The sequence below is a fragment of the Mycobacterium sp. NGS15 genome, from assembly GCF_059813245.1.
This window is the reverse complement of record NZ_JCALEF010000006.1, coordinates 13,439-36,191: the sequence shown is the minus strand read 5'-3', so window position 1 is coordinate 36,191 and position 22,753 is coordinate 13,439. Positions and strand designations below refer to the sequence as shown.

General features: G+C 64.1%; 18 protein-coding genes and 1 tRNA gene. 6 read left to right on the top strand and 13 right to left on the bottom strand.

Annotated features, from left to right (window positions below):
• Positions 1-4 precede the first annotated feature (4 nt).
• Complete coding sequence (locus AC5Y5C_RS17800; protein WP_499974764.1) at positions 5-892, bottom strand: DivIVA domain-containing protein; 888 nt, start codon at positions 890-892, stop codon at positions 5-7.
• A 560-nt stretch (positions 893-1,452) separates the two neighbouring features.
• On the opposite strand from AC5Y5C_RS17800, the gene AC5Y5C_RS17795 reads away from it, so the two are divergent.
• Positions 1,453-2,856, top strand: a complete 1,404-nt coding sequence (locus tag AC5Y5C_RS17795; RefSeq protein ID WP_499974762.1) for an FAD-binding oxidoreductase — start codon at positions 1,453-1,455, stop codon at positions 2,854-2,856.
• A 26-nt stretch (positions 2,857-2,882) separates the two neighbouring features.
• Here AC5Y5C_RS17795 and AC5Y5C_RS17790 read toward each other — a convergent pair.
• Both AC5Y5C_RS17790 and orn read right to left on the bottom strand, forming a co-directional pair.
• Positions 2,883-2,955 (bottom strand) — tRNA-His (locus AC5Y5C_RS17790).
• A 47-nt stretch (positions 2,956-3,002) separates the two neighbouring features.
• Positions 3,003-3,629 (bottom strand): oligoribonuclease, encoded by a 627-nt coding sequence (orn, locus tag AC5Y5C_RS17785; RefSeq protein WP_499974759.1) that lies wholly within the window; start codon positions 3,627-3,629, stop codon positions 3,003-3,005.
• A gap of 127 nt (positions 3,630-3,756) precedes the next feature.
• Between orn and AC5Y5C_RS17780 the strand changes: the two genes are divergently transcribed.
• Positions 3,757-5,283 (top strand): helicase HerA-like domain-containing protein, encoded by a 1,527-nt coding sequence (locus AC5Y5C_RS17780; RefSeq protein ID WP_499974756.1) that lies wholly within the window; start codon positions 3,757-3,759, stop codon positions 5,281-5,283.
• A gap of 25 nt (positions 5,284-5,308) precedes the next feature.
• Here AC5Y5C_RS17780 and AC5Y5C_RS17775 read toward each other — a convergent pair whose 3' ends face one another.
• Positions 5,309-6,259: an AurF N-oxygenase family protein gene (locus AC5Y5C_RS17775; protein WP_499974752.1), complete on the bottom strand. Its 951-nt coding sequence runs from the start codon at positions 6,257-6,259 to the stop codon at positions 5,309-5,311.
• Positions 6,260-6,387: 128 nt separating this feature from the next.
• Between AC5Y5C_RS17775 and AC5Y5C_RS17770 the strand changes: the two genes are divergently transcribed.
• Positions 6,388-7,047 (top strand): TetR/AcrR family transcriptional regulator, encoded by a 660-nt coding sequence (locus AC5Y5C_RS17770; RefSeq protein ID WP_499975992.1) that lies wholly within the window; start codon positions 6,388-6,390, stop codon positions 7,045-7,047.
• On the opposite strand, the gene cmrA is transcribed toward AC5Y5C_RS17770, so the two are convergent.
• Positions 7,044-7,847 (bottom strand): mycolate reductase, encoded by an 804-nt coding sequence (gene cmrA, locus AC5Y5C_RS17765; RefSeq protein ID WP_499974750.1) that lies wholly within the window; start codon positions 7,845-7,847, stop codon positions 7,044-7,046. The two genes, AC5Y5C_RS17770 and cmrA, sit on opposite strands and share 4 nt — an antisense overlap.
• Before the next feature lie 142 nt (positions 7,848-7,989).
• Here cmrA and AC5Y5C_RS17760 point away from each other — a divergent pair, with 142 nt between their 5' ends.
• On the top strand, positions 7,990-9,309 hold the full coding sequence (locus AC5Y5C_RS17760) for an MFS transporter (protein ID WP_499975989.1): 1,320 nt from the start codon (positions 7,990-7,992) through the stop codon (positions 9,307-9,309).
• On the opposite strand, the gene AC5Y5C_RS17755 is transcribed toward AC5Y5C_RS17760, so the two are convergent.
• Positions 9,306-10,037 (bottom strand): MmpS family transport accessory protein, encoded by a 732-nt coding sequence (locus AC5Y5C_RS17755; RefSeq protein WP_499974747.1) that lies wholly within the window; start codon positions 10,035-10,037, stop codon positions 9,306-9,308. The genes AC5Y5C_RS17760 and AC5Y5C_RS17755 overlap by 4 nt on opposite strands.
• 135 nt (positions 10,038-10,172) lie before the next feature.
• Here AC5Y5C_RS17755 and AC5Y5C_RS17750 point away from each other — a divergent pair, with 135 nt between their 5' ends.
• On the top strand, positions 10,173-11,552 hold the full coding sequence (locus AC5Y5C_RS17750; RefSeq protein ID WP_499974746.1) for a cation:dicarboxylate symporter family transporter: 1,380 nt from the start codon (positions 10,173-10,175) through the stop codon (positions 11,550-11,552).
• A 15-nt stretch (positions 11,553-11,567) separates the two neighbouring features.
• Here the strand turns inward: AC5Y5C_RS17750 and AC5Y5C_RS17745 are convergent, their stop codons facing one another.
• Positions 11,568-13,403, bottom strand: a complete 1,836-nt coding sequence (locus tag AC5Y5C_RS17745; RefSeq protein WP_499974743.1) for an amino acid permease — start codon at positions 13,401-13,403, stop codon at positions 11,568-11,570.
• Between the two features lie 133 nt (positions 13,404-13,536).
• On the opposite strand from AC5Y5C_RS17745, the gene AC5Y5C_RS17740 reads away from it, so the two are divergent.
• Complete coding sequence (locus AC5Y5C_RS17740; RefSeq protein ID WP_078309429.1) at positions 13,537-13,878, top strand: DUF732 domain-containing protein; 342 nt, start codon at positions 13,537-13,539, stop codon at positions 13,876-13,878.
• 37 nt (positions 13,879-13,915) lie between these two features.
• Here AC5Y5C_RS17740 and cysC read toward each other — a convergent pair whose 3' ends face one another.
• The 6 genes from cysC to AC5Y5C_RS17710 form a co-directional block, all read right to left on the bottom strand.
• Entirely contained in the window at positions 13,916-15,793 is a 1,878-nt protein-coding gene (cysC, locus tag AC5Y5C_RS17735; protein WP_499974741.1) for an adenylyl-sulfate kinase, read from the bottom strand.
• Positions 15,793-16,722, bottom strand: coding sequence for a sulfate adenylyltransferase subunit CysD (gene cysD, locus AC5Y5C_RS17730; RefSeq protein ID WP_499974739.1), 930 nt, complete (start codon positions 16,720-16,722; stop codon positions 15,793-15,795). Before cysD ends, cysC begins: the two co-directional genes overlap by 1 nt.
• Entirely contained in the window at positions 16,719-17,522 is an 804-nt protein-coding gene (stf0, locus tag AC5Y5C_RS17725; RefSeq protein ID WP_499974735.1) for a trehalose 2-sulfotransferase, read from the bottom strand. Before stf0 ends, cysD begins: the two co-directional genes overlap by 4 nt.
• Positions 17,523-17,598: 76 nt before the next feature.
• Entirely contained in the window at positions 17,599-18,960 is a 1,362-nt protein-coding gene (locus AC5Y5C_RS17720) for a sulfatase family protein (protein WP_499974732.1), read from the bottom strand.
• 138 nt (positions 18,961-19,098) lie between these two features.
• Positions 19,099-20,298 (bottom strand): AAA family ATPase, encoded by a 1,200-nt coding sequence (locus AC5Y5C_RS17715; protein ID WP_499974729.1) that lies wholly within the window; start codon positions 20,296-20,298, stop codon positions 19,099-19,101.
• 41 nt (positions 20,299-20,339) lie between these two features.
• Positions 20,340-22,694 carry a Tex family protein gene (locus tag AC5Y5C_RS17710; RefSeq protein ID WP_499974727.1) on the bottom strand — a complete coding sequence of 785 codons (2,355 nt, stop codon included), beginning with the start codon at positions 22,692-22,694 and terminating at the stop codon, positions 20,340-20,342.
• Positions 22,695-22,753 lie beyond the last annotated feature (59 nt).

The window sequence follows — 22,753 nt, the reverse complement described above, 5'->3', positions numbered from 1 at the left end:
GGTATTACCCCTCGATGACCTTCTGGTCGAGCACTCGCTTGGACGGCACCATGATGATCGACTTGGAGTTGTCGCGGTCGCGGTAGGCGGACTCCAAGATCGACGGGATGCTTTCGAGTTTTCCGTGCACGCTCATCAGCTGCTCCAGGATCGAGATGCGCTGCTGACCAACCTCTTCCACCGAGCGGCGAGCCTGGTCTAGGCGGCGCTCGATCTGCTCGTCGGCCAGACGCAGGCGGCGATCTGCCTCATCTCTGGCATCGGCGAGGCGCTTCTCGCACTCGGCCTGGGTGCTGCGCCGCTGTTCGTCGACGGCCGATTGGGTGTCGGTGCGCAGCTTGGTTAGCTCTTCGTCCAGTTCCTTCTCGGCCTTTTCACGCCGCTTTGCCTCCGCCGAGCGCAGCCGCTCGGACTCGCTCACCGCTTGGGCGACAATCTGATTGGCTTCCTCGCGTGCACGCGCCATGACCTCGGTGTACTCGGTCTCCAGCGCGCTCTGCCGGGCCGCCATATCGGCGAGCATTTCTTTGTGCTTGGTGCGCATGGCTTCGGCGTCGGACTTGGCTGCGGCGACCAGGGCGGCCGACTCGGTGCGTGCCTCGCTCTGCATCTCGGAGACCTCGTCGACGGCGATGCGAAGCATCTTGGCCATCCGGTCGGTCATCGCGTGTGCCGACGGGGAGGTGTCGTTGAGGTTCGATACCTCGTCCTTGAGGGAGGCGACCTGCTTGGTGGTTTCCTCGAGACGAGCCTTGAGCGTCTCCACGTCGTTCAGTCCGGACTGATGCATGATCGTCAGCCGGCTGATGTACTCGTTGACCTCAATCGGGTCGTACCCGTTACGAGTGCGAGTGAAATTCCGAGTGGACTCGTTAGCGGTTGTCACGGTCACTGGTACCCCTTGAAACAGGTGTGGAAGTAATGGGAGGGCGTTAGCCCGCGAAGAGTATGACATGCGTTACCAGTTTCCGTATACCGATGTTGGTAAAGACTGGATCGTGACGTAACCAGATTGGCAACTGTTGATATGCCTGGTCATAGCGCCAATATTGATCAGCGTGTTCAGGTGTTGTCGATGCCAGCATGCGCAACATAGATTCCCCAACGCCGAGCCCGTCAATGGTGGTGGTTTGCTATGCAATTTTGACAACGGTCACTGCCGATACGTACTTTTCGGGGCTGCTGGTTTGCCGTAGATCGCGTCGTGAAACGTATTACCTACAGCGGGCGTTTCCTGAAACCGATCTTGATCGCTCGATCCCAGGTAGCGATTGCCTGAATTGCCTGATCGCGGCGTTGTGATGCTGGGGTATACGACGGCAGTACCTGGTGTCGGGTGTTCCTCCGTGCATGGGTGTGTTGACGGCCCTGTTTTTGTTTTGTTCTGTGCGGGTTGGTGGCCTGCCATGATCGATGTGTTTTATAGGTTTCAACCCCGGTGAGGGGGATCCGATGCAAGCAGCTCGTGCCCTAAGACGTATCACTCGGTCCGATAGTGAGTTCGAGGTGCTATGCCGCGGATGGAACCGGCGATTTCACGCAGACCCTCTGGAGATCGTGTTTCCGGCCAACACCGACGAGGTGGCTGTGGCTCTGCTGGATGCGCAAGAGCGGGGAATACCGTTCCGGGTCCGCTCGGGTGGACATTCAGTGGACGGCTTCTCCGGGATTGCGGACGGCATCGTTATCGACCTCGGAGATCTACATACCGTTGACGTCAGCTCTGACGGCACGCAAGCCAGGGTGGGGCCGGGCGCGCATCTTCACCATGTCTATGAAGTGCTCGGTCGGATCGACCGGGTAATACCGGGCGGGGTTGGTCATTCGGTTGGTATGGGAGGCTTGATCACCGGCGGGGGACTGGGCGGACTGACTCGCTGGCTGGGGGCCCTTGCTCACAACGTAATCTCGTTCGACCTGGTAGACGCACAAGGACAGATCCACAGTGTGACGCCGGACAGTCACCCGGACCTGTACTGGGCCTGTCTTGGTGCCGGTGGAGGCAATTTCGGCGTCCTCACCGACTTCACGCTGCGGATGACACCGCTATCTGATGCTGTCTGGTACCGATTGTCGTGGCCATGGAGTCAGTTCGAGGACGTTTATGCGGCGTGGCAGCAGTGGGCTCCGGCCGCCGATAGTCGCCTGACGCCGCTGCTGGTGATGTGGCCGGCAACGACAACGAACCGCATCGATGTGGCCGGCATCTTTCCGGGTACGCCCGAACAGCTCGAAGATCTGTTGTGTCCCCTACGTGAGGTGGTACCGGCGCCGAGTGAAAAGCAAATAGCACCAACCACATTCGTCGCCGCTATGGCGGCGTTACTGCAGAAGATCGGCGGTGAGTCCTTTGACGTCGGCACGCGAGCGGTGACCGCGTCGCCGTTCTTTGACCAACCGCTCGACCGGAACCTCATGGGCATACTTCGCGACTGGCATACCAAAGCGCCCGCCAACTCATTTGTTTGGTGTCTTCCCGGTGGCGGAGAACTTGCAGCTGCCGCCGAGCGGGGAACTCAGTCGTTCGCCCACGGACATATGCAGCAGCTGATGCTCATCCGATCCGACTGGAGTGACGTGCGCGACGACGATGCCTGCATTTCATGGGTCAGCGGCCTCTACGATCTGGTGCAGCCGTATGCCAGTGGTGCCTACCTCAACTGGACCAACACCGACATCGAATCACGGCCGTACCGGCTGTACCGCGACAGCTATGCGAGATTGGTTCAGATCAAACACCGTTACGATCCCAACAGCATCTTTGACTTCGCGCACGCAATCCCGGCCTCGATACCCCGTGCGCACGCCCATCGGCTCCGATTGCCAGACGAAACAAACATCACCCCACCCGCATAGCCGCGGATGGGGTGATGTCTCAGCTGGGTGGCTGACGGGACTCGAACCCGCGACAGCCAGGATCACAACCTGGTGCTCTACCAACTGAACTACAGCCACCATTACCGCGTGAAGCGGCGTGAAAGATCTTAACCGGTGAGGGCGCCTTAGGCCGAATCGGTATCCGCGGTGTTATCCAGGTTCGCCACGATCGCGACAAGGTCACTGGTAGAGGGCCCGGGGTCGGGAACGAAGGCGGCGCGCCGGTAGTAGCGCAGCTCGCGGATCGACTCCTTGATGTCGGCGAGTGCCCGGTGGGCCAGCCCCTTGTCGGGCTGGCCGAAGTAGATCCGCGGGTACCAGCGGCGGCACAGCTCCTTGATGGAGCTGACGTCGATCATCCGGTAATGCAGGAAGCTGTCGAGCTCCGGCATATCCCGTGCGATGAATCCGCGGTCGGTGGCAATGGAGTTCCCGGCCAGGGGAGCCACCTTGGCAGAGGGCACGTGCTGGCGGATGTAGTCGAGTACCAGCGCCTCGGCCTCTTCCAGGGTGACCGTCGACGCGCGGACCTCATTGGTGAGCCCGGACTTGGCATGCATGTCCTTGACCACCGGAGGCATTGCGGCCAGGGCCGCGTCGTCGGCGTGAATGACGAGGTCAACGCCCTCGCCGAGGATGTTGAGGTCGCCGTCGGTGACGAGGGCGGCGATCTCGATCAGTTTGTCTGAACCGAGGTCGAGCCCGGTCATTTCACAGTCGATCCAGACCAGTTCATCGCGTGGGGCACTCACAGTCTGACCACAGTAGCGGTACGTGTGATCCGCGAGTGTGACGTCAGCACGGAATTTCGCGAGCAATCCCGTGCCGACGCCACACTGAGCGATGACGGAGTCGCTTCGGGGCATTAGGGTCGTGGCCATGGCCGAGCAGACCACCGCGGGAGCCACGCCCGCACAGCAGATCGCCGCCGGATACGCCACCACAGGTCAGGCACTTGAACTGGGGTCGGTCGTGGTGGACGGCACCGTCGACCCGGCGGCGCGTATCCGCATTCCGTTGGCGACCCTCAACCGGCACGGCCTCATCGCCGGCGCGACCGGTACGGGCAAGACCAAGACCCTTCAGGTGATCGCCGAGCAGCTCAGCGCCGCGGGAGTGCCTGTGGTCATGGCTGACGTCAAGGGCGACCTGTCCGGCATCTCCAAGCCCGGCGAGGCCAGCGACAAGACGGCGGCTCGTGCCAAGGACACCGGTGACGACTGGGCGGCCTCGGGCTTCCCGGCGGAGTTCGTCTCCCTCGGCACCACCGGGATCGGTGTGCCCATCCGTGCCACCATCCGCAGCTTTGGCCCCATCCTGTTGTCAAAGGTGCTGGGGCTCAACGCGACCCAGGAATCCACGCTGGGGCTGATCTTCCACTGGGCAGACCAACAGCAGCTACCACTGCAGGATCTGAAGGATCTGCGCGCGGTCATCACGTACCTGACCAGCGATGAGGGCAAGGCGGACCTGAAGAACCTCGGTGGCGTATCGGCGGCGACGGCGGGCGTGATCCTGCGAGCGCTGATCAATCTGGAGGCCGACGGCGGCGACACATTCTTCGGCGAACCCGAAATCGATCCGAACGATCTGATGCGTACGTCCGGAGACAAGGGCATTATCACGCTTGTCGAGCTAGGGGCGCAGGCTGCGCGGCCGGTTCTGTTCTCCACTTTCCTGATGTGGATTCTGTCCAACCTGTTCACGAAGCTGCCCGAGGTCGGCGACATTGACAAGCCGAAGCTCGTGTTCATCTTCGACGAAGCGCACCTGCTGTTCGCCGACGCGTCGAAGGCGTTCCTGGAGCAGGTGGAGCAGACGGTCAAGCTCATCCGGTCCAAGGGTGTCGGCGTCTTCTTCTGCACCCAGCTGCCCACTGACGTGCCCAACAACGTGCTCTCGCAGCTGGGTGCGCGCATTCAGCACGCGCTGCGTGCCTTCACGCCCGAGGACCAGCAGGCCCTTGCCAAGACCGTCAAGACCTATCCTAAGACCGATGTGTACGACATGGGCACGGCGCTGACCTCGCTGGGCATCGGCGAGGCGATCGTCACGGTGCTCTCTGAGAGGGGCGCGCCGACGCCGGTGGCGTGGACCCGGATGCGTGCGCCGCGTTCGCTGATGGCCGCCATCGGCGACGACGCCATCAAGGCCGCCGCCGCGTCCAGCCCCCTCCAATCCAAATACGGCCAGACGGTCGATTCGCGATCCGCCTTCGAGGTTCTCGCCGAGAAGGCAGCCCAGGCAGAGCAGGACGCCGCCGTCGGGCAGGCTCCCGCCAAGAAGGGCGCCAAACCGGTACCTGAGAAGCCCAGCTGGTGGCGGCGTCTGCTCAGCAACAGGAGCTTTCAGAGCTTCCTCAGCGCGCTGGGCAAGCAGCTCATCCGGAATATGGGTAAGAAGTAAGATCGCGCGTAATCGCCGCTGAGACCTAGGCGTCTGCCGTCCGTTTCGACTGTGGCACAAAGCCTTCGGGCAGCATTCGGGATCGCTGCCAGAGGTACTCCACCAGTCGGCCTTCGAGCATGTTGGCCTCATCCATGACGCGGACCAGACGCTCGCCGAAGAACCTCAGATTCGCGTGGTAGTGCGGATTGCGTAGTGCCGTCCACGCGGAGCGCATGGGTGGAAGTCCGGCGTCGCGGTATACGGCCGGTTGCACCATGACCAGTGGCACCACCGCCGCACCGGCGGCAACGATCAACCGCTCCACGGCCATTCGGGCGCGCCCGGTGCGTGCGACGGCACGGTTCAGCGCCACGCGCGCGTAGCTGATGTGCCGGGCCTCCTCCACGACATGGATTTTCGCGATCGCCCGGGTGCGGGGCTGGAGCGTCTCGTCGTTCATGGTCTGACGCTGCAACCGGTCCAGTATTTCCTCGACCATGAGCATCATCGAGAAGATTGTTGCGGACAGCGGGGCGAGCGCGGTGATGCCCACCAACGCCCGCGCAATCATCGGCGGGTCATAGCTGCGATCGCTCAGTGTGTTGATCTGGCGGCCGAACATCACCGAGTGGCGGCACTCGTCGGCGACCTCGGTCAGCGCGTATTGCGCTGTCGCGCTGCGGGGATCGCTGACCGAGGCCAGCTTGAGCATGGGGTGCATCAGCGCGCTCTCGGCAAGAATGCCCCAGCTGGCCAGGGCCGATGCCTCCAGGCGCCCGAGCCGGATCTTCTCGTCCTCGCTCATCCGTTCGAAGATCTTCGTGCCGTACAGCGAGATGTATTTGTCGGGCACATAGCGCAGGCCCGGAACGTCGGGCGCGTCCCAATCGACGTCCACCTCCGGGTTGTAGGAACGCTCGACCGACGAACGCAGGAGCCGCACGGCCGTGCGTTCGATAGGTGAGTCGCTCTGGGTGATGGGCGTTTGTGACATGACATGCCTTCCGCTGTTCAGTCCGCCAATTCAGTAGATGGTACTGAAAAGTACCGGGTACTTAGAGTAGCGTCAATGGCATGGTAGATCGCGGTGATGCCCGGCGTGAACGCTGGGCGCAGCACAAGGTGCGGGTGCGCCGGAAGTTCGTCGCCGCGGCAGTGGTCGCGATCGAGAGAAATGGACCGTCGGCCACGGTGGAGGATGTCGTCCGGGTGGCCCACTCCGCTAAACCCAAGCTGTACAGGCATTTTGAAGACCGCAACGATCTCTTTGACTCGGTGGCGCAGGCCATGGTGGCGGCCGTACGGCGGCAGTTGACCGCGGCTGTGGACATGCGCATCCCGCCGCGACAGTCCGCGCAGCGCGCCGCATCCCACTTCCTCGAGCTGGTGCGGCGGTTCCCGCAATCGACGCGCTTCCTTTTCGAGCACCAGATGGTGAGTGTGCGCGGAAAGCCGGCCCCGGCCCTGCGCGACGACGGTGCGATCGCCGAACTCGCTGCGGTGATCTCGTCGTTTCTCGAGCGCGTCAACGTGCACCCGGCCGGTGCCGATCAACTGGCCGCCGCCTTGATCGGCACGGCCGCGACGACGGCGTTATGGCAAGTAGCTCGGGGTGCCACACCTGACGAGACCGCCGGCGAACGCCTGGCCGAGACGTTGTGGGCCTCTGTCGATGTGTTCCTGCGGTCGAAGGGTGTCATCATCGACCCGCAGCGAGCGCTCGATCCGGGAAAGCTTGAGACGGCCCGCGCGGCGTTACTGGACTTGCGGGGTGACGTTTAGTCGCCGAGCTTCTTGTAGAAGCTGCCCACGATCGGGGCGACGATGGCGCGCGGTGCGTAGCCCGCGGCCACCGACATCGCTTTCGACGTGATGCCGGGAACGACGCGCATCTTGTTGCGTTCCAATGCATTCAGTGAGACGCGTGCGGTGTATTCCCCGTTGATCCACAGGAAGTCCGGAACCACCTTGTCGACGATCGACGCTTCGGCGGGATCGGGTTCGACGGTGCGCACCGGTCCGGGTGCCAGCAGCGTGACATGCACCCCGGTGCCCTTGAGCTCACCACGCAGCGACTCGGAAAAGGTGTTCGCGAATGCCTTGGTCGCCGCGTACGTGGCGTTGTTGGGAATAGGGGAGTTGCCGGCCGCCGATCCCGAGATCAGAATGCCGCCGGCTCCACGCTCAAGCATGCCGGGAAGCACTGCCAACGTAAGGTCATGCACCGCAACCGCGTTGAGCTGCACCTGCTTGCGTTCGCCTTCGGGGTCCAGGCCGCGTATCGGCCCGAACGTCGCGGTGCCCGCGTTGTTGCACAGGATCGAGATGTTGCGCTCGGACAGCTCCTTGCAGAGCGCATCACGCGCGCCGGGGTCGGCGAGGTCCACCGCGCGCACCTCGACGGTTACGCCGGTCTTCTCGGCCAGGGCGTTCGCGAGGTCGGTGAGGATCTCACCCCGACGGGCGGTGATGATGAGGCTGTGTCCGCGGGCGGCAAGCTCTTCGGCGAGCGCCGCTCCGATCCCTTGCGAGGCTCCGGTGACGACGGCGCGGGCATCGGGACTAGGTGCGGGTATCGGCATGGGGCAATCGTAAAGGTTTGCGATGAGCGCTTGCGCGAAGAGTATCGGGTGGCATAAGCGCGCCAGGTTACGCTGGTCGGTAATGAGCATGCCTGGGGTCGAGGAGCCTGTGGGGCGTCAAGACCCAGGACCCGGCCGACAATTGGACACCCCCGTCTCACGCGGGCGGATAGCTGCCTGGGCGGCGTTCGATTGGGGGTCTGCGGCCTTCAACACCGTCATCGTCATGTTCATTTTTACGCCGTATCTGACCGGCAGAGTCGGCGCGGGGATGCCCGACGGTGTCCCGCAGGGCCTGCTCGGCTGGATGATGGGTCTGGGCGGTGTCCTTGTTTTCCTGCTCGCACCGGTGATCGGTGTGTGGGCCGACACCCCGCGGCGGCGCCGTGTCGCGCTGGGCACCCTCACGGCGCTGGTGGTGCTCGTGGCCACCGCGATGAGCCTGGTACGCGAGGACAACCGCTACCTTTGGCTGGGTCTCGGTTTGTATTGCGCGGGTTCGGTCTTTAACGAGCTGGCCCAGGTTCCGTACAACGCGATGATGCACGGGCTCACCACACCCGCCAACGCCTCGCGGGTCTCCGGGCTCGGCCTGGCGGCCGCCTACATCGGCGGCGTCGTCGTCCTCCTGGTGTGCTACCTGGGTTTCATTTCCGGGGACGGTCCGACCCGCGGGTTCTTTCAGATACCCGCGGCCGGCGGATTCGACGTGCGCGTCTCGGTCTTGTTGGCGGCGGCGTGGTTCGCGGTGTTCGCGCTGCCGCTGGTCTTATCCCGGCCGGTAGCTGATCCGTGGGCCCCACCGCCCAGCTCGCCCGGACTGCTGGGGGTGTACCGGGAGTTGTGGCGCGACCTGGTCGAGCAATGGCACATGGACCGGCGCATCATCTATTTCCTGATGGCGAGCGCGATCTTCCGCGACGGCATGGTCGCGATGTTCGCGCTGACTCCGGTGATCGCCAATGGCGTCTTCCACTTATCCGGCGCGGACATCACCTTGTTCGGTGTCGCCGGGAATGTGATGGCGGCAACCGGCGCGGTCGTGGGCGGGTTGATCGACACCCGTTTGGGTTCCAAGGGAATCATCGTCGGCTCGCTCACCGCGATCGTCACCCTCGGCATCGTGATGATGTGCCTGTCGGGTCAGTCCGCGTTCTGGATCTGTGGGCTTGCCATCGCGGCGTTCGTCGGCCCACCGCAGTCCGCCGCCAGAACGTTGGTGCTGCGCATGGCGCCGGCCGGTCGGGAGGCATTCGTCTTCGGTCTCTACACCATGACCGGACGGGCAGTCTCCTTCGCGGGCCCGTGGCTGTTCGCTACGTTTGCGTTGCTGTTCCACGCCACCCGCGCGGGAATCGCCGGGCCCGTGTTGATGATCGCGCTGGGACTGATGGCCGTGATCTTCGTCCAGGTTCCCCGGTATCACCCGGTTACCGGCGAAAAGGTCAGCGGCTCAAGCTAGCCCATACCGCTGCAGGTAGCCATCTTCCCCGATGTGGTGCTCTTCTGCGCTCCGTTGACGAGCAGGATGCAGGACACATCGTGCGAGAAGTCGGCAGCGATCACCACGGCGTTGGTCACCTGCTGGGCGTTCAGCTTGACTTCTTTGCGCCACGGCAGTTTGACGTTGAACTCCATCTGCAGGGAACCGCTGGCGTCGAAGTAGGTGACATTCAGGGCGGGGCCGCGGCCGGCCACCTCGTAGACGACCGTCTCGGTGGCGGCCTGGCTTCCCTGCGTCGGGGGGTTCACCGGGATCGGCGGAATGGTGAAACTCGGGATCGGTGGGAGGCTCGGTGCACTGGGTGCGGTGGTCGTCGACGTCCGGGTGGAGGGGGTAGCGACAACCGTTGGGGGCCGGTCGTCTTCGCGTTGAATCAGGACGACGAGGGTGGCGATCAGCGCGATGATGACGACCAGAGCGCCCACACCGACGACCCACAGCCAGAACGTGTTCGATCGGCGTGGAGGCTCGGGATCCTGTGGGGGAGGGCCGTACGACCCGTATTGCTGCGGCAGCACGGCTGTTTGGTTCGGCTGGGAAGTGCTGGCGAGCGCGGGATACTCGAATGCCTGCGAGGCGTAGGCAGGGTCATCGGGGTAATCCAGCGGCTGGCTGGACTGCGACCACGGACTGTATGACGCGGAGCCGCCCGAGGCGGCCGCGTCGTCGCGGCGGTTGCTGTCCATGGGCGCCAGGGTACCCGCCAAGGCATCAATGCAGGTGAAACCCGGTCGGCCGTGTTTTCGGCGGTTCGTCGCCGGACGGGGGCAAATGGTGGGGTTGGGCTGTGATGCCGGTCACGGTACGGCACGATAGGGGCCATGACAGCGACCGAATCAACGGCCTCCGAGAGCGCTTCACCGAAGAAACATAAGGACCGCACGCATTGGCTCTATATCGCGGTCATCGTCGCGGTGGTGCTCGGTGTGGTCGTCGGCATGCTGTGGCCGGGGTTCGGAAAATCGGTGGGCGTGCTCGGGGAGATTTTCGTCAGCCTCATCAAGATGATGATCAGCCCGGTGATCTTCTGCACGATCGTGCTGGGTATCGGATCGGTGCGTAAGGCCGCCAGTGTGGGCCGGGTGGGCGGATTGGCGTTCGTGTACTTCCTGGCGATGTCGACCGTCGCCTTGGCGATCGGGCTTGTCGTCGGCAATCTGCTCGCGCCCGGCACCGGATTGCATCTGTCCGGTGCCACCCAGGGGGCGGGCGCCAAGTACGCCGACCAGGCTCATGCCGCAGGTGGAACCTGGCATTTCGTCAAATCTATTGTGCCCGAGACGATGTTCTCGGCACTGACCTCAGGTAGCGTGCTGCAGACGCTGTTCATCGCGTTGCTGGTCGGCTTCGCCGTGCAGGCGCTCGGATCTACCGGTGAGTCGATCGTGCGCGGTATCGGGATGCTCCAAAAGCTGGTCTTCAAGGTCCTCATCATGGTGTTGTGGCTGGCACCCATCGGCGCCTTCGGTGCCATTGCCAATGTGGTCGGCCAGACCGGCTGGGACGCCGTAAAGGAGCTGGGCACACTCATGCTCGGCTTCTACACGACGTGCGTGATCTTTATCTTCGGTGTGCTGGGGGCGTTGCTGTGGGCCGTGGCCCGGGTGTCGATCTTCAAGCTGGTGCGCTACCTGGCACGCGAATATCTGCTGATCGTCTCTACCTCGTCCTCGGAATCAGCACTGCCGCGGTTGATCGCGAAGATGACCCACCTCGGTGTCGAGAAGTCGACGGTGGGAATCGTTGTCCCGACCGGCTACTCGTTCAATCTGGACGGGACGGCGATCTATCTGACGATGGCCTCACTGTTCGTCGCCGACGCGATGGGAAAGCCACTATCGATCGGTGAACAGATCTCGCTGCTGGTGTTCATGATCATCGCCTCCAAGGGCGCGGCCGGGGTGACCGGTGCTGGAATGGCCACGCTGGCAGGTGGATTACAAAGCCACCGGCCGGATTTGGTCGACGGTGTCGGCATCATTGTCGGCATCGACCGGTTCATGTCCGAGGCGCGTGCGCTGACCAACTTCTCCGGCAACGCGGTGGCCACGCTGCTCATCGGAACGTGGACCAAGACGACGAACCGGGACCAGATCAAGGCGGTGCTCTCGGGTGCCGATCCATTCGACGAAACCACCATGCTCGACGATCACGCCGATGACGCTGCGGCCGAGAAGATACCCGTGCAGGCGGCCACCTGACGGCGGCGTGCGCCGTCAGTCCATCCGGTAGGGGTAATTGGCGACGATCGCGTCGGTGCGGTCAATGAGGCTGGCTGTCAGAACAATTCCGGTCTGGTTGTGCAGGATCTGGTGCCAGCGCCGCTTGGTCTTGATTTCGGTGATGAGCACGGTCACCTGGCGACCGTCGCACTGACGTTTCTTCACGTACTCCACCAGCGGGGTCACCAGGGAGCGGTGCGCGGTCGGTAACACGATGAGCTCGAGTCCGGGATTCCACTGATCCCAGCGCTTGATCATCGTGTGTGCCTTCTGATCGGTACGACTGATGGTGACGGGCACCACCTCGCCGCCGAGGTGCAGCGCCGCCTCCAACAGCTGGACCGTTCGCTTGTTGATGTCGTCGATCGGCACGATCACCAGGGGTGTTTGGTCAGGGGGATTGGGCGTCAAGGCGGGCAATTCATCCAGTGCCAGTTCGCTTTTGACGGCTCGATAGTAGTTCTCGGTACGCGCGAAAAGCAGAATCAGCAGCGGGATGACGATGAGCAGCAGCCACGCGCCCTCGGTGAACTTGCTGACGAAGAACACGACCATGGCGACGGCTGACAGTGTCGCGCCGAACCCGTTGAGTGCGGCCTTCCAGTGCCAGCCGGACGTGCGGGCGCCGAACCAGTGCTTGACCAAGCCGGTCTGGCTGATGGTGAATCCGATGAACACCCCGATCGCGAACAGCGGCAGTAGCCGGTGCGTATCGGCGCCGCTGGCGAAGAGAATCAGAGCCGAGAAGGCTGCCAGCGCCGCGACGCCATACCGGTAGACCGGCTTCTCCGCCCGTAACCCGAACAGGTGGGGCATCCGGTCGTCCTTGGCGAGCAGGCTCATCAGTACCGGCAGCCCGCCGAAGCTGGTGTTGGCGGCGAAGCCGAGGATGAGCGCCACTGTCACATTGGTGATGTAGAACGGCAATCCGGTGCCGAAGGCCCCGGCGGAGAGCTGCGCCAGAATGGTGACGTCGCCGCGGGGAACCACATGGTGGGATTTGATGAGGATGCTGAGGCCGACCAGCATGACGCCCAACAGGATCCCCAACGCAACCTCGGTGCGTTGAGCCCGCTTGACGGCGGGAGTCTTGAACGCCGGGACGCCGTTCGCGATGGCTTCCACGCCCGTCAGTGACGAGCACCCGGCCGCGAAGGCCTTCAGAACCAGGATGATTCCGAGTGCGCTGACGGGCTCGACCGGGCCGAGGTCCCTGCCGATGACGGCCACCGGGCCAGGGTGGGCGAGCCCGAAGATGATGACCGCCAGGATGCACACGATGAACAGGAATGTCGGCAGCATGAGCACCTTGGCCGACTCGCTGATGCCGATGAGGTTGAGGATTGTCAGGATCGCCAGGCCGATCAGCGTGATGGACAGCAGATGTGGGGCCAGGGTGGGAAAGGCGCTCGCCAGGCTCGCCGCACCGGCGGCCAGACTCACCGCGACCGTCAGCACGTAGTCGACGACCAGACTCGCGGCGGCCAGCAGGCTCGCACCGCGCCCGAGGTCTTTCTTGGCGACGGCGTAGGAGCCCCCGCCTTCGGGATGCACCGCGATGACCTGGCGGTAGGAGAACACCAACACGATGAGCAGCACCGTGATCGCGATGGCCACCGGCAGGGTGAAGGCGATGGCACCGGCCCCGCCGGCGATCAGGGCGAGGACGATGGCCTCCGGGCCATAGGCCACCGAGGACAGCGCGTCCAGGGACAGCGCCGCCAGCCCGCCGACCGAGCTCAGTTTGTGCGCGTCGTCCTTGAGTGCGCGGCGCAGGCGAGGGTCGGCGACGCGAGGCGGTACAGGAGGGGAAGGAGGCGCAGAAACCACCGGGGGAGAGTAGGCCGGGACGTAGCTGTTTTCGTGGTTCTTTACATGATCTTGAGGTTGCGGCAGTGGTGTCAATCACGATGACATCGGTGAACCTATGTCCCCTGAGGTCAACGGATGTAGACTCACCGGCATGAAGGGACTCAGTCTTACTGCGATGATCGCGATGGGTGCGGGTGCTGCCGCAATCGCCATGGCCTCCCCGGCACATGCCGATGACGTCAGCTTCAACGAGACACTGCACTCATATGGCATCTACGCGCCGCCGGACAAGACTGCCTACCTCGGCAAGATTGCCTGCCACCGCCTGGACACCGGCCTGGACAAGGACGCCTACCAGGCGACCAATTTCCTGACCAAGAACCTCGACCGCACCACCTCCACCGAGCAGAAGTGGCAGTTCCTGTCCGCTTCGATCGACGAGTACTGCCCCGAGCAGCGTCCCGTCCTGGAGCGCGCAGCCAGCCACACCTAGGCCTGTTCGGTCTAGGCCGGTTCGTTCTTCACCGCGCTCAGCGAGCGCGGTGAAGAACGTCGAGAACCTGAGCCACGAGTGCGTCGATATCGGCACCGGTGGTGTCGAGGACGAGCTCAGGATTTTCCGGGGCCTCATAGGGCGCCTCTACACCCGTCAAACCCTTCAACTCGCCCGCGCGAGCGCGTGCGTACAGACCTTTGGGGTCTCGTTTCTCGCATTCGGCCAGCGGGGTGGCGATGTACACCTCGATGAACGGCAGCTTGGCTGCGGCGTTGATGCTGCGTGCGGTCTCTCGATCGGAGCGCAGCGGCGATACCAGCGATGCCAGCGCGACCACCCCGGCATCAGCGAAGAGCCGTGCCAGGTGCGACACCCGGCGGATGTTCTCGGCGCGGTCACCCGGAGAAAACCCGAGGTCATCGGAAAGCCCATGGCGCAGATTGTCGCCATCGAGTAGATACGCGACCTGTCCGGACTCCACGAGTGCCCGTTCCACCGCCACCGCGATGGTCGACTTGCCGGAGGCAGGCAGGCCGGTGAACCAGATGATGGCACCGCGCTGAGTAGTGCTGTCCCAACGGTATTCGCGGTCCAGGGCCGAGGGATGCCAGCGGATATCGGTGCGTGAGTGCGTCTCCGGCTTGACTTCACGCGCCTCGGTGATGGTCCCGGCGCCGACGGTGTCGTTGGAGGCCTCGTCGATCAGGATAAATGCGCCGCTGTCTTTGCTGTCGGCGTAGGAGTCGGCCACCACGACCGAGCTGGTGCGCAGGGTCACCGAGCCGATGTCGTTGAGCGCCAGCTCAACCGGGCCATCCAGCTCGTCGAGCGTTTCTGGATCCAGCCGGGTATGCAGAGCCTGAACGGTGGCCCGCACCGTCCGGGTGCCCTGCTTGAGCGCGAGCCGGTCGCCCGCCCGCAACGGGCCGTTGGTGAACCAGCAGACCGTAGCATCCAGCTCGCGGGCCAGCACCGGTAGCGCCGCGTCCTCTGCGCCGCTTACCAGTACGTCGCCGCGGCCCACGTCGATGTCGTCGGCCAATTCGATCGATACCGAAAGCGGGGCCACACCGGTGGAACGGTTTTCATCCAGAGTGTCAACGACCGTCACGGTCGACCGGGTGCCCGACGGCAGGTTCACCACCGGATCTCCGACGCTGAGGGTGCCACCCGCCAGCCGGCCGGTGTAGCGGCGACGCTGATCAGCAGTCGGGCGCGAGACCCACTGGACGGGCAGGCGGAGCTTGGCGGCCTCGGGCTGCGGGGGCGAAAGCTCAACGTTCTCAAGGTATTCGAGCAGGGTCGGCCCGCTGTACCACGCTGTGTTCTCGGAGCGGTGCACCACATTGTCGCCAAGCTTGGCGGCTATCGGTATGACCGTGATGTCCACCTTGCCGAGCCGGTCGGCCAACAGATGTAGCTCGCGTTCGACCTCCGCGAACCGCTGCGCATCGAAGTCGACCAGATCGATCTTGTTGACCGCGGCCACGAAATGCTTGATACCCAACAACTTTGCGATACGCGCGTGGCGGCGGGTCTGGCGCAGCACCCCCGCCCGTGCGTCGACCAGAAGGATCGCGACATGCGCATTGGAGGCGCCGGTGAACATATTGCGGGTGTAACGCTCGTGCCCCGGGGTGTCGGCCAGGATGTAACTGCGGCTCTCGGTGGAGAAAAAGCGGTAGGCGACATCGATCGTGATGCCCTGCTCGCGTTCGGCGCGCAGACCGTCCGAAAGTGCGGCGAGGTCGGCGTTCCCCTCGTCGTCGGTGACGGCCTCCAGATGGTCGACCGGCAGGCTGTCGGTGTCATGGAGCAGTCGCCCGATGAGCGTGCTCTTGCCGTCGTCCACCGACCCGGCCGTGGCGATACGCAGTAGTTGGCGGGTGTCCACCGCGGTCTGGGTGCTCATCAGAAGTAGCCCTCTCGTTTGCGGTCTTCCATGGCGGCCACGGATGTGCGGTCATCGGCGCGGGTCTCGCCGCGTTCGGACACGGTGGCCACGGAGATCTCCGCGATCACCCCTTCGATCTCGGTGGCCTGCGAGCGGACCGCGCCGGTGATGGTCATGTCGCCCACAGTGCGGTAGCGCACCCATTCGGTGGCGGCGGTTTCGTCGCCGCTCGCGGTGGTGTACTCGGACGTGGCCAGCAGGATGCCATCACGCTCGAACACCTCACGTTGATGTGCGTAGTAGATCGAGGGCAGCTCAAGGTTCTCCAGCTGGATGTAGCGCCAGATGTCCAGCTCGGTCCAGTTGCTCAAGGGAAAGACACGAACCTGTTCGCCCTTGCGGATGCGTCCGTTGTACAGCGACCAGGGTTCGGGCCGTTGTGCCCGCGGATCCCACTGCCCGAACTCGTCCCGGAAGCTCAGGATGCGCTCCTTGGCGCGGGCGCGTTCCTCGTCGCGCCGCGCACCGCCGAATGCCGCGTCGAAACCGCCCGCCTCCAACGCGTCCAGCAGGGTGCGGGTCTGCTGGCGGTTGCGCGAGGCGCCCGGGCCGGGGTCGGCGACCCGTCCGGCATCGATCGTCTCCTGCACGGAGGCGACGATCAGTTTGTGTCCGTGCCCGGTGGTTCGGCGGTCACGGAACTCGATCACCTCGGGGAAATTGTGTCCGGTGTCGACGTGCAGCACCGGGAAGGGCAACGGTGCGGGCCGGAAGGCCTTCTCTGCCAACCTCAGCAAGACGATCGAGTCCTTGCCGGCCGAGAACAGCAGCACCGGGCGCTGCAGCTCGGCGGCCACCTCGCGGATGATGTGCACGGCCTCGGCTTCCAACAGACGAAGCTCGTTGACCTGCAGTGGGTTTTCCAGTGTCGTCGCGGTGTCACTCATAGCGGCAGCCCCTCTCTTTCCGCATCGGTCCGATATCGGTCCACCCAATCGTCGGACCGCTGATCTGCCTGACGTTCCAGCGCCGGCGGCGGCGCAAGTCGCGGATCTTGCCCCAGTGCCTCCAGAACGGTGGCGACCACCTCGGTCAGGTTGCGCCACAGGTAGGGATACGAGACATCGATGGGCTGAATATTCTCCTCGGCGAACCAGCGGCGCCACGCCGCCTCCTGCGCCTGCAGCAGCGTAATGACATGGGCGATGGCCCCGGCGTGATATTCGGCGCGGGCATCGCGCACCGGATCCGGACGTCCGCGCCACACTCGGGTCTGCACCGCGCGCCAGAACGAAACCGCCTGGGACACAACGTCTGGCCGGTACACGTGCACCAGCACTGGATCGCTACCGACAACATCACGTATGCCGGCGAGCAATCCTTCACCGGAACGATCGGGAAGATCCTGTGTGCGGTCCAGCAGCAGCGGGGTCTGATTCCACATGAGCTTGCCGCCCCAGATTCCGTTCGGGGTGCGCCCCACGGTCCGGATGTAATCGCGCCAGATGCTCGCGGGCGCCAGGTCGGGCTTGCCCACGTCCAAGGGATCGAGCAGACGCAGGATCGACTCGTCCTGCACGTCGGCGAACCATTCCCGCGGCTGCGGAGACATGCTCGTGGTGGGCAGGTACTGGAAGAACTCCTGCGGTTCGCCGGCCACGCCGGTCGCTCGCAGGGATTCCACCAGCAGGGTGCTGCCACTGCGCTGCGATGCGAGCACCAGATATGCGGTGGGATGGTCGGGCATGCGCAGTAGCCTAACCGCAATTGTTTTGTATTCGACTAATTGGGTTCGCCGTGAATTGCAATCACAGCGAACATAACTATTGTTCGATACCGCGCTCGTCGGCGATGGCGGAACGGTTGGCTCCGGGCCTGCCGTGGATGCGTAGGAATGTCTCGGTGTAACGCTCGGAAATGCGTGTGCCCGCAAAATCGGAGGGAATGACGTCGAGAGTCTTCTCTCGCCAATCGTTGAGGCGCAGCGCCAGATCGTCGGCGATGGCCCGGGACTCCTCGTTGGTTTCGAGTCCCAGCAGGTTGTGCGCCTCTCCCGGGTCGGTGACGAGGTCGTAGAGCTCGCGATGCGGGCGCGGGTTGGTGATGTGTGTGGCGACGGCCCGGCCCGGTGGGCTATCGGCAATGTCCCATGGCAGGTCTAGGGCCGGCCTAGGCGCATAATTCTCTATATAGCTGTAATTCTTTGTCCGAATAGCCCGAATCGGATCGAAAGAATCGTGATATGTCTTCGTGGTGAATACCTCGGAGCGCACTTGTTCCAATTCGCCCGACGGTTTCACGATATTGCCGGCGTGTGAAACTCCCTGGATCTCTTCGGGAATATCGACACCGAGTAAGTCCAATAGTGTGGGTAGCAGATCGACACCGCTGAAGAGCTCGTCGTACCGCAGCGATTCGGTGGTGCGGCCCCGTGGGGGTCGCACAATCAATGCGATACCGGTGCCCGCGTCGTACAGAGTGGACTTGGCCCGTGGCAACGCCGGACCGTGGTCGGTCACGAAGACGACCCAGGTGTTCTCATCGAGGCCCGTCTCGGTCAGCACGTCCAGTAATTCACCGACTTTGGCGTCGGCCACCGTGATCGAGCCGTAAAACTCGGCGAGGTCCTCGCGCACCTCGGGGGTGTCGGGGAGATAGCCCGGGACGTTCACCGTGTTGGCGTCGGACGGTTCATAACGCTCCCGCGGAAAGGGGCGATGCGTCTCGAAGAATCCAGCGGTGAGCAAAAACGGCGATTCAGGGGAATTACGCAACCAGCGGGTCGCGTGTTCCACCACGTATTCGCAATACGAGTTGGATACGTCGTACTCGTCGAATCCCAGGGTGGCCGGATATGCCGTTTCATGCTGCATTCCGAACAGTGCTGTGTGCCAGCCCGATCCGGACAGAATGTGGGGGAGCGTACGCACGCCGGCACGGTATTCCCAGCCATGGTGGGCCAGGCCGATAAGGCCATTGCTCTGCGGGTATCGCCCGGTGAAAAGCGAACCACGTGACGGTGAGCACAGCGGTGCCGTCGCATGTGCCCGGGTGAACAGGATGCCCTCGGCGGCCAGCTGGTCCAGGTGTGGACTGGACACGTCGGGATGCCCGTAGACGCCCAGGTAGCGGCCGAGATCATGCCAATGCACGATCAGAACGTTGTCTTGTGACGCTTCGGTCACTGCGCTCCCTTCCTGAGGTCCGACGGTCCAGCCAACAGTGTGCATCCGCTGTCTGGCAACCCTTCGGCTCACCACAAGCAACTAACTCTCAGCGTGCGCCCCGAAATCCCACGATATGACTGAGCAGGCTACGGACGCTTAGCGAGAACCCCAATGCCACGACGGCGCTTTGAGCGGGTCGAGCCCCACGACCTGCGTCTCGCCCCAGTCCTTGACAAGTTCGAGGCGCATCGCCGAACCCGCATCGTCGAAGCTGTCCTCGTCGCCGGCGAGGATCTCGCGCAATGGCCGTGCGGAAAGATGATCCACCAGAGTGTTGGCGTGGGTGATCACGACCACCTGGGTTTTCGCGGCCGCCGCGCGTATGAGCGTCGCCAGCGGAGCGATGAGATCAGGATGCAGCGAGGTTTCCGGCTCGTTGAGGACCATCAGCGGCGGCGGTTCGGGACTCAGCAGCGCCGCCGCCCACAACAGGAAACGTGGGGTGCCATCTGACAACTCGGCGGCGCGCAGTGGCCGCAGCATGCCGGACTGCTGAACCCGAAGGTCGAAAATTCCCTCTCGCACGTCCACGGCCACCGCGGCGCCGTCGAAGGCAGCCGCGACGGCCTTGTCCAAGGTGTCGTTGCGGGTCTCGATGATTGTCTGGATGGCAGCGGCTAAATCGCTGCCGTCATTCGATAGCACCGTTGTGCGCGTGCCGATCTGGGGTTGGCGTGCCGGAGCCAGCATGTCGACGCGGAATCCGTCGTAGAACCGCCAGCCACGCAGCGTGTCCCGAACCGCGCCCAATTCCGGGAACCTACCCGGGAATTCGGAGAGCACACTGCGGTACGACGGTAGCGAGCGACTGAAACCCTCGAATCCGCGTCCCGAATCGGCACGTGCCTCAACCACGGGACGGGTCCGTCGGACCAAGGTCGCGCTAGGGCGAAGCGATGGTCCGGTGAACACCACCTCACGCTTGATCTCCGGGTCACGACCGAAGGCGGAATCGCTGGGAATCGGCAGGCCAAGGTCTACTAGATAGCCAAAACCCGTTGACACATAGCCTAATTCGATCGATACGGGTCGCGTGCGGACCGTAGGCTGAACCGTGCCGGTGCGTCGTGCGCCTTTGAGGTTTTCCGGCCCGGCCCACATTGCCGATTGCAGTCCGCCCTGCCGCGCCAGTGAGCCGATGATCTCGCCCCGGCCGCAATCGGCCAATAGCTGCAGCGCACGGTACAGCGAGGACTTTCCGGTGCCGTTGGCGCCGGTGACGACGGTGAGTTGGGCAAGCGGGAGTACAAGATCGCGCAGTGATCGGTATCCCCGGATGGCGATGGTGGTGAGCACGGCGCCACGTTAATCAGTGGCACCGACAATCCAGGGCGCGTTTACCGCCCGAAGCCCGCATTACGCAATGCGTCCGCCATCGAACCGGTCGCCCGGCTCTCCTGCTGACGACCGGAATTCTTGCCGCGGTTCTGGTTTGGCCGTCCCTGATTCTTGTTGTCGCGTCGAGGTGCGCTTGCGTTGGCTCCCTCGGGGCGCTTGCCCTGCTGCGGATCGTCGGTGAGGCGCAGGCTCAACCCGATGCGCTGACGCGGAATGTCGACGTCGGTGACCTTGACCCGCACCACCTGGCCGGACTTGACCACCTCATGGGGGTCGGACACGTACCGGTCCGACATCGCCGAGACGTGCACGAGGCCATCCTGATGCACGCCGACATCAACAAACGCACCGAAGGCGGCGACGTTGGTCACCACACCCTCGAGCACCATGCCGACCTTCAGGTCCGACACCTTTTCGACGCCCGCGGCGAAGGTGGCCGTGGTGAACGCGGGCCGTGGGTCACGTCCTGGCTTCTCCAGTTCGCCGAGAATGTCTGTCACGGTGGGAATTCCGAAGCGGTCGTCGGCGAAGTCGGCAGGTTTGAGCGAGCGCAGTGAGCGCTCATTGCCGATCAGCTCGGCGAGGGTGACACCCGAACGGTCCAGTATCTTGCGCACCACCGGGTAGGACTCGGGATGCACCCCGGACGCGTCGAGTGGATCGTCGCCTTCACGGATGCGCAGGAATCCGGCGCACTGCTCAAAGGCCTTGGGGCCCAACCGGGGAACTTCCAGCAGTCCCTTGCGGCTACGGAAGGCGCCCACCTTCTCGCGGTGGGCAACGATCGACTCGGCCAAGGATTCCGTCACCCCGGATACCCGTGCAAGCAGCGGCACCGAGGCTGTGTTCAGATCGACACCGACAGCGTTCACGGCATCTTCGACGACCACGTTGAGACTGCGCGCGAGCGTGCCGGGGGTGACATCGTGCTGGTACTGCCCAACACCGATCGATTTGGGTTCGATCTTCACCAATTCGGCCAACGGATCCTGCAGGCGTCGCGCGATCGAGACCGCACCGCGCAGCGTGACGTCGAGGTCGGGAAGTTCGTGGGCGGCGTACGCGGAGGCCGAATAGACCGACGCGCCCGCCTCACTGACCATCGCCTTCGTGGGGGCCTTGGCGCCGGCGGCCTTGATGTCGGCGATGAGCTCGGCCGCCAGGGCATCGGTTTCGCGTGACGCGGTTCCGTTGCCCACGGCGATCAGCTCGACACCATGGCGCGCGACGAACGCCGCGAGGGTGGCTTTGGCCTCGTCCCACTTCTTCTGCGGCTGGTGCGGGTAGACCGCGCAGGTGTCGACCACCTTGCCGGTGCCGTCCACCACGGCCACCTTGACGCCCGTCCGGAACCCGGGGTCCAGGCCCAGCGTGGGGCGGGTGCCGGCGGGGGCCGCCAGCAGCAGATCCTTGAGGTTGCGGGCGAAGACTCCGACGGCGTCTTCCTCGGCGCGTTGACGCAGCTTCAGGCGGGCATCGACAGAGGCGGAGAACATGAGCTTGGCGCGCCAGGCCACCCGGACGGTGCCGGCCAGCCACGGTGTGGCCGGGGTCTTCGCGGTCAGATTGACTCCGAGTGATTGCGCGACCATGGCCTCATACGGCGCGTCCTCACCGCCGTCGAAGTTGAGGGCGAGCACCTGCTCCTTCTCGCCGCGCATGACGGCCAGCACCCGGTGCGAGGGCATGGTCTCCAGGGACTCCGAGAACTCGAAGTAGTCACGGTACTTCTGTGCGGCTTCGCTTTTCGCCGCATCCTCCGACCACGGGGCGGTCCGTAGGGAGCCGTCGGCCCAGAACTTGGTGCGGGTGGCGCCGACGAGTTCGGCGTCCTCGGCGGCGCGCTCGATGAGGATGTGGCGCGCGCCGTCGAGTGCGGCGTTGGCATCGGCGACATCTTCGGTGAGGAACTCGGCGGCCACCTCGTCGGGCACCAGGTTCGGGTCCGCCAGCAGCCGGTCGGCCAGCGGTGCCAGCCCGGCCTCACGAGCGATCTGTGCCTTGGTGCGTCGCTTGGGCTTGTACGGCAGGTAGATGTCCTCGACACGCGCCTTGGTGTCGGCAGAGAGCAGCGACGCCTTGAGGTCGTCGGTGAGCTTGCCCTGCTCCTCGATGGAGGACAGCACCGCGGCGCGACGCTCGTCGAGTTCCCGCAGGTACCGCAGCCTTTCCTCAAGACTGCGCAGCTGGCCGTCATCCAGGCTGCCGGTGACTTCCTTGCGGTATCGCGCGATGAACGGGACCGTCGCACCCTCGTCGAGCAGCCGAACTGCCGCCGTGACCTGGGCCTCAGCGACCTCCAGTTCCGCAGCGAGGCGGGAATTTACAGATTTCACGGTCACGCTCTGAGTCACGCCGAGGGACCCTACCCAATGCGGGGGACAGAGTTGGGGAGCGGATCGCGTGGTTTGGG

Bases quoted from the DNA above. Each gene is read 5' to 3' on its own strand.
- AC5Y5C_RS17795 (WP_499974762.1), top strand. From the start codon at position 1,453: ATGCAAGCAGCTCGTGCCCTAAGACGTATCACTCGGTCCGATAGTGAG.
- AC5Y5C_RS17780 (WP_499974756.1), top strand. From the start codon at position 3,757: ATGGCCGAGCAGACCACCGCGGGAGCCACGCCCGCACAGCAGATCGCC.
- AC5Y5C_RS17775 (WP_499974752.1), bottom strand. From the start codon at position 6,259: ATGTCACAAACGCCCATCACCCAGAGCGACTCACCTATCGAACGCACG.
- cmrA (WP_499974750.1), bottom strand. From the start codon at position 7,847: ATGCCGATACCCGCACCTAGTCCCGATGCCCGCGCCGTCGTCACCGGA.
- AC5Y5C_RS17755 (WP_499974747.1), bottom strand. From the start codon at position 10,037: ATGGACAGCAACCGCCGCGACGACGCGGCCGCCTCGGGCGGCTCCGCG.
- AC5Y5C_RS17750 (WP_499974746.1), top strand. From the start codon at position 10,173: ATGACAGCGACCGAATCAACGGCCTCCGAGAGCGCTTCACCGAAGAAA.
- AC5Y5C_RS17740 (WP_078309429.1), top strand. From the start codon at position 13,537: ATGAAGGGACTCAGTCTTACTGCGATGATCGCGATGGGTGCGGGTGCT.
- cysC (WP_499974741.1), bottom strand. From the start codon at position 15,793: ATGAGCACCCAGACCGCGGTGGACACCCGCCAACTACTGCGTATCGCC.
- cysD (WP_499974739.1), bottom strand. From the start codon at position 16,722: ATGAGTGACACCGCGACGACACTGGAAAACCCACTGCAGGTCAACGAG.
- stf0 (WP_499974735.1), bottom strand. From the start codon at position 17,522: ATGCCCGACCATCCCACCGCATATCTGGTGCTCGCATCGCAGCGCAGT.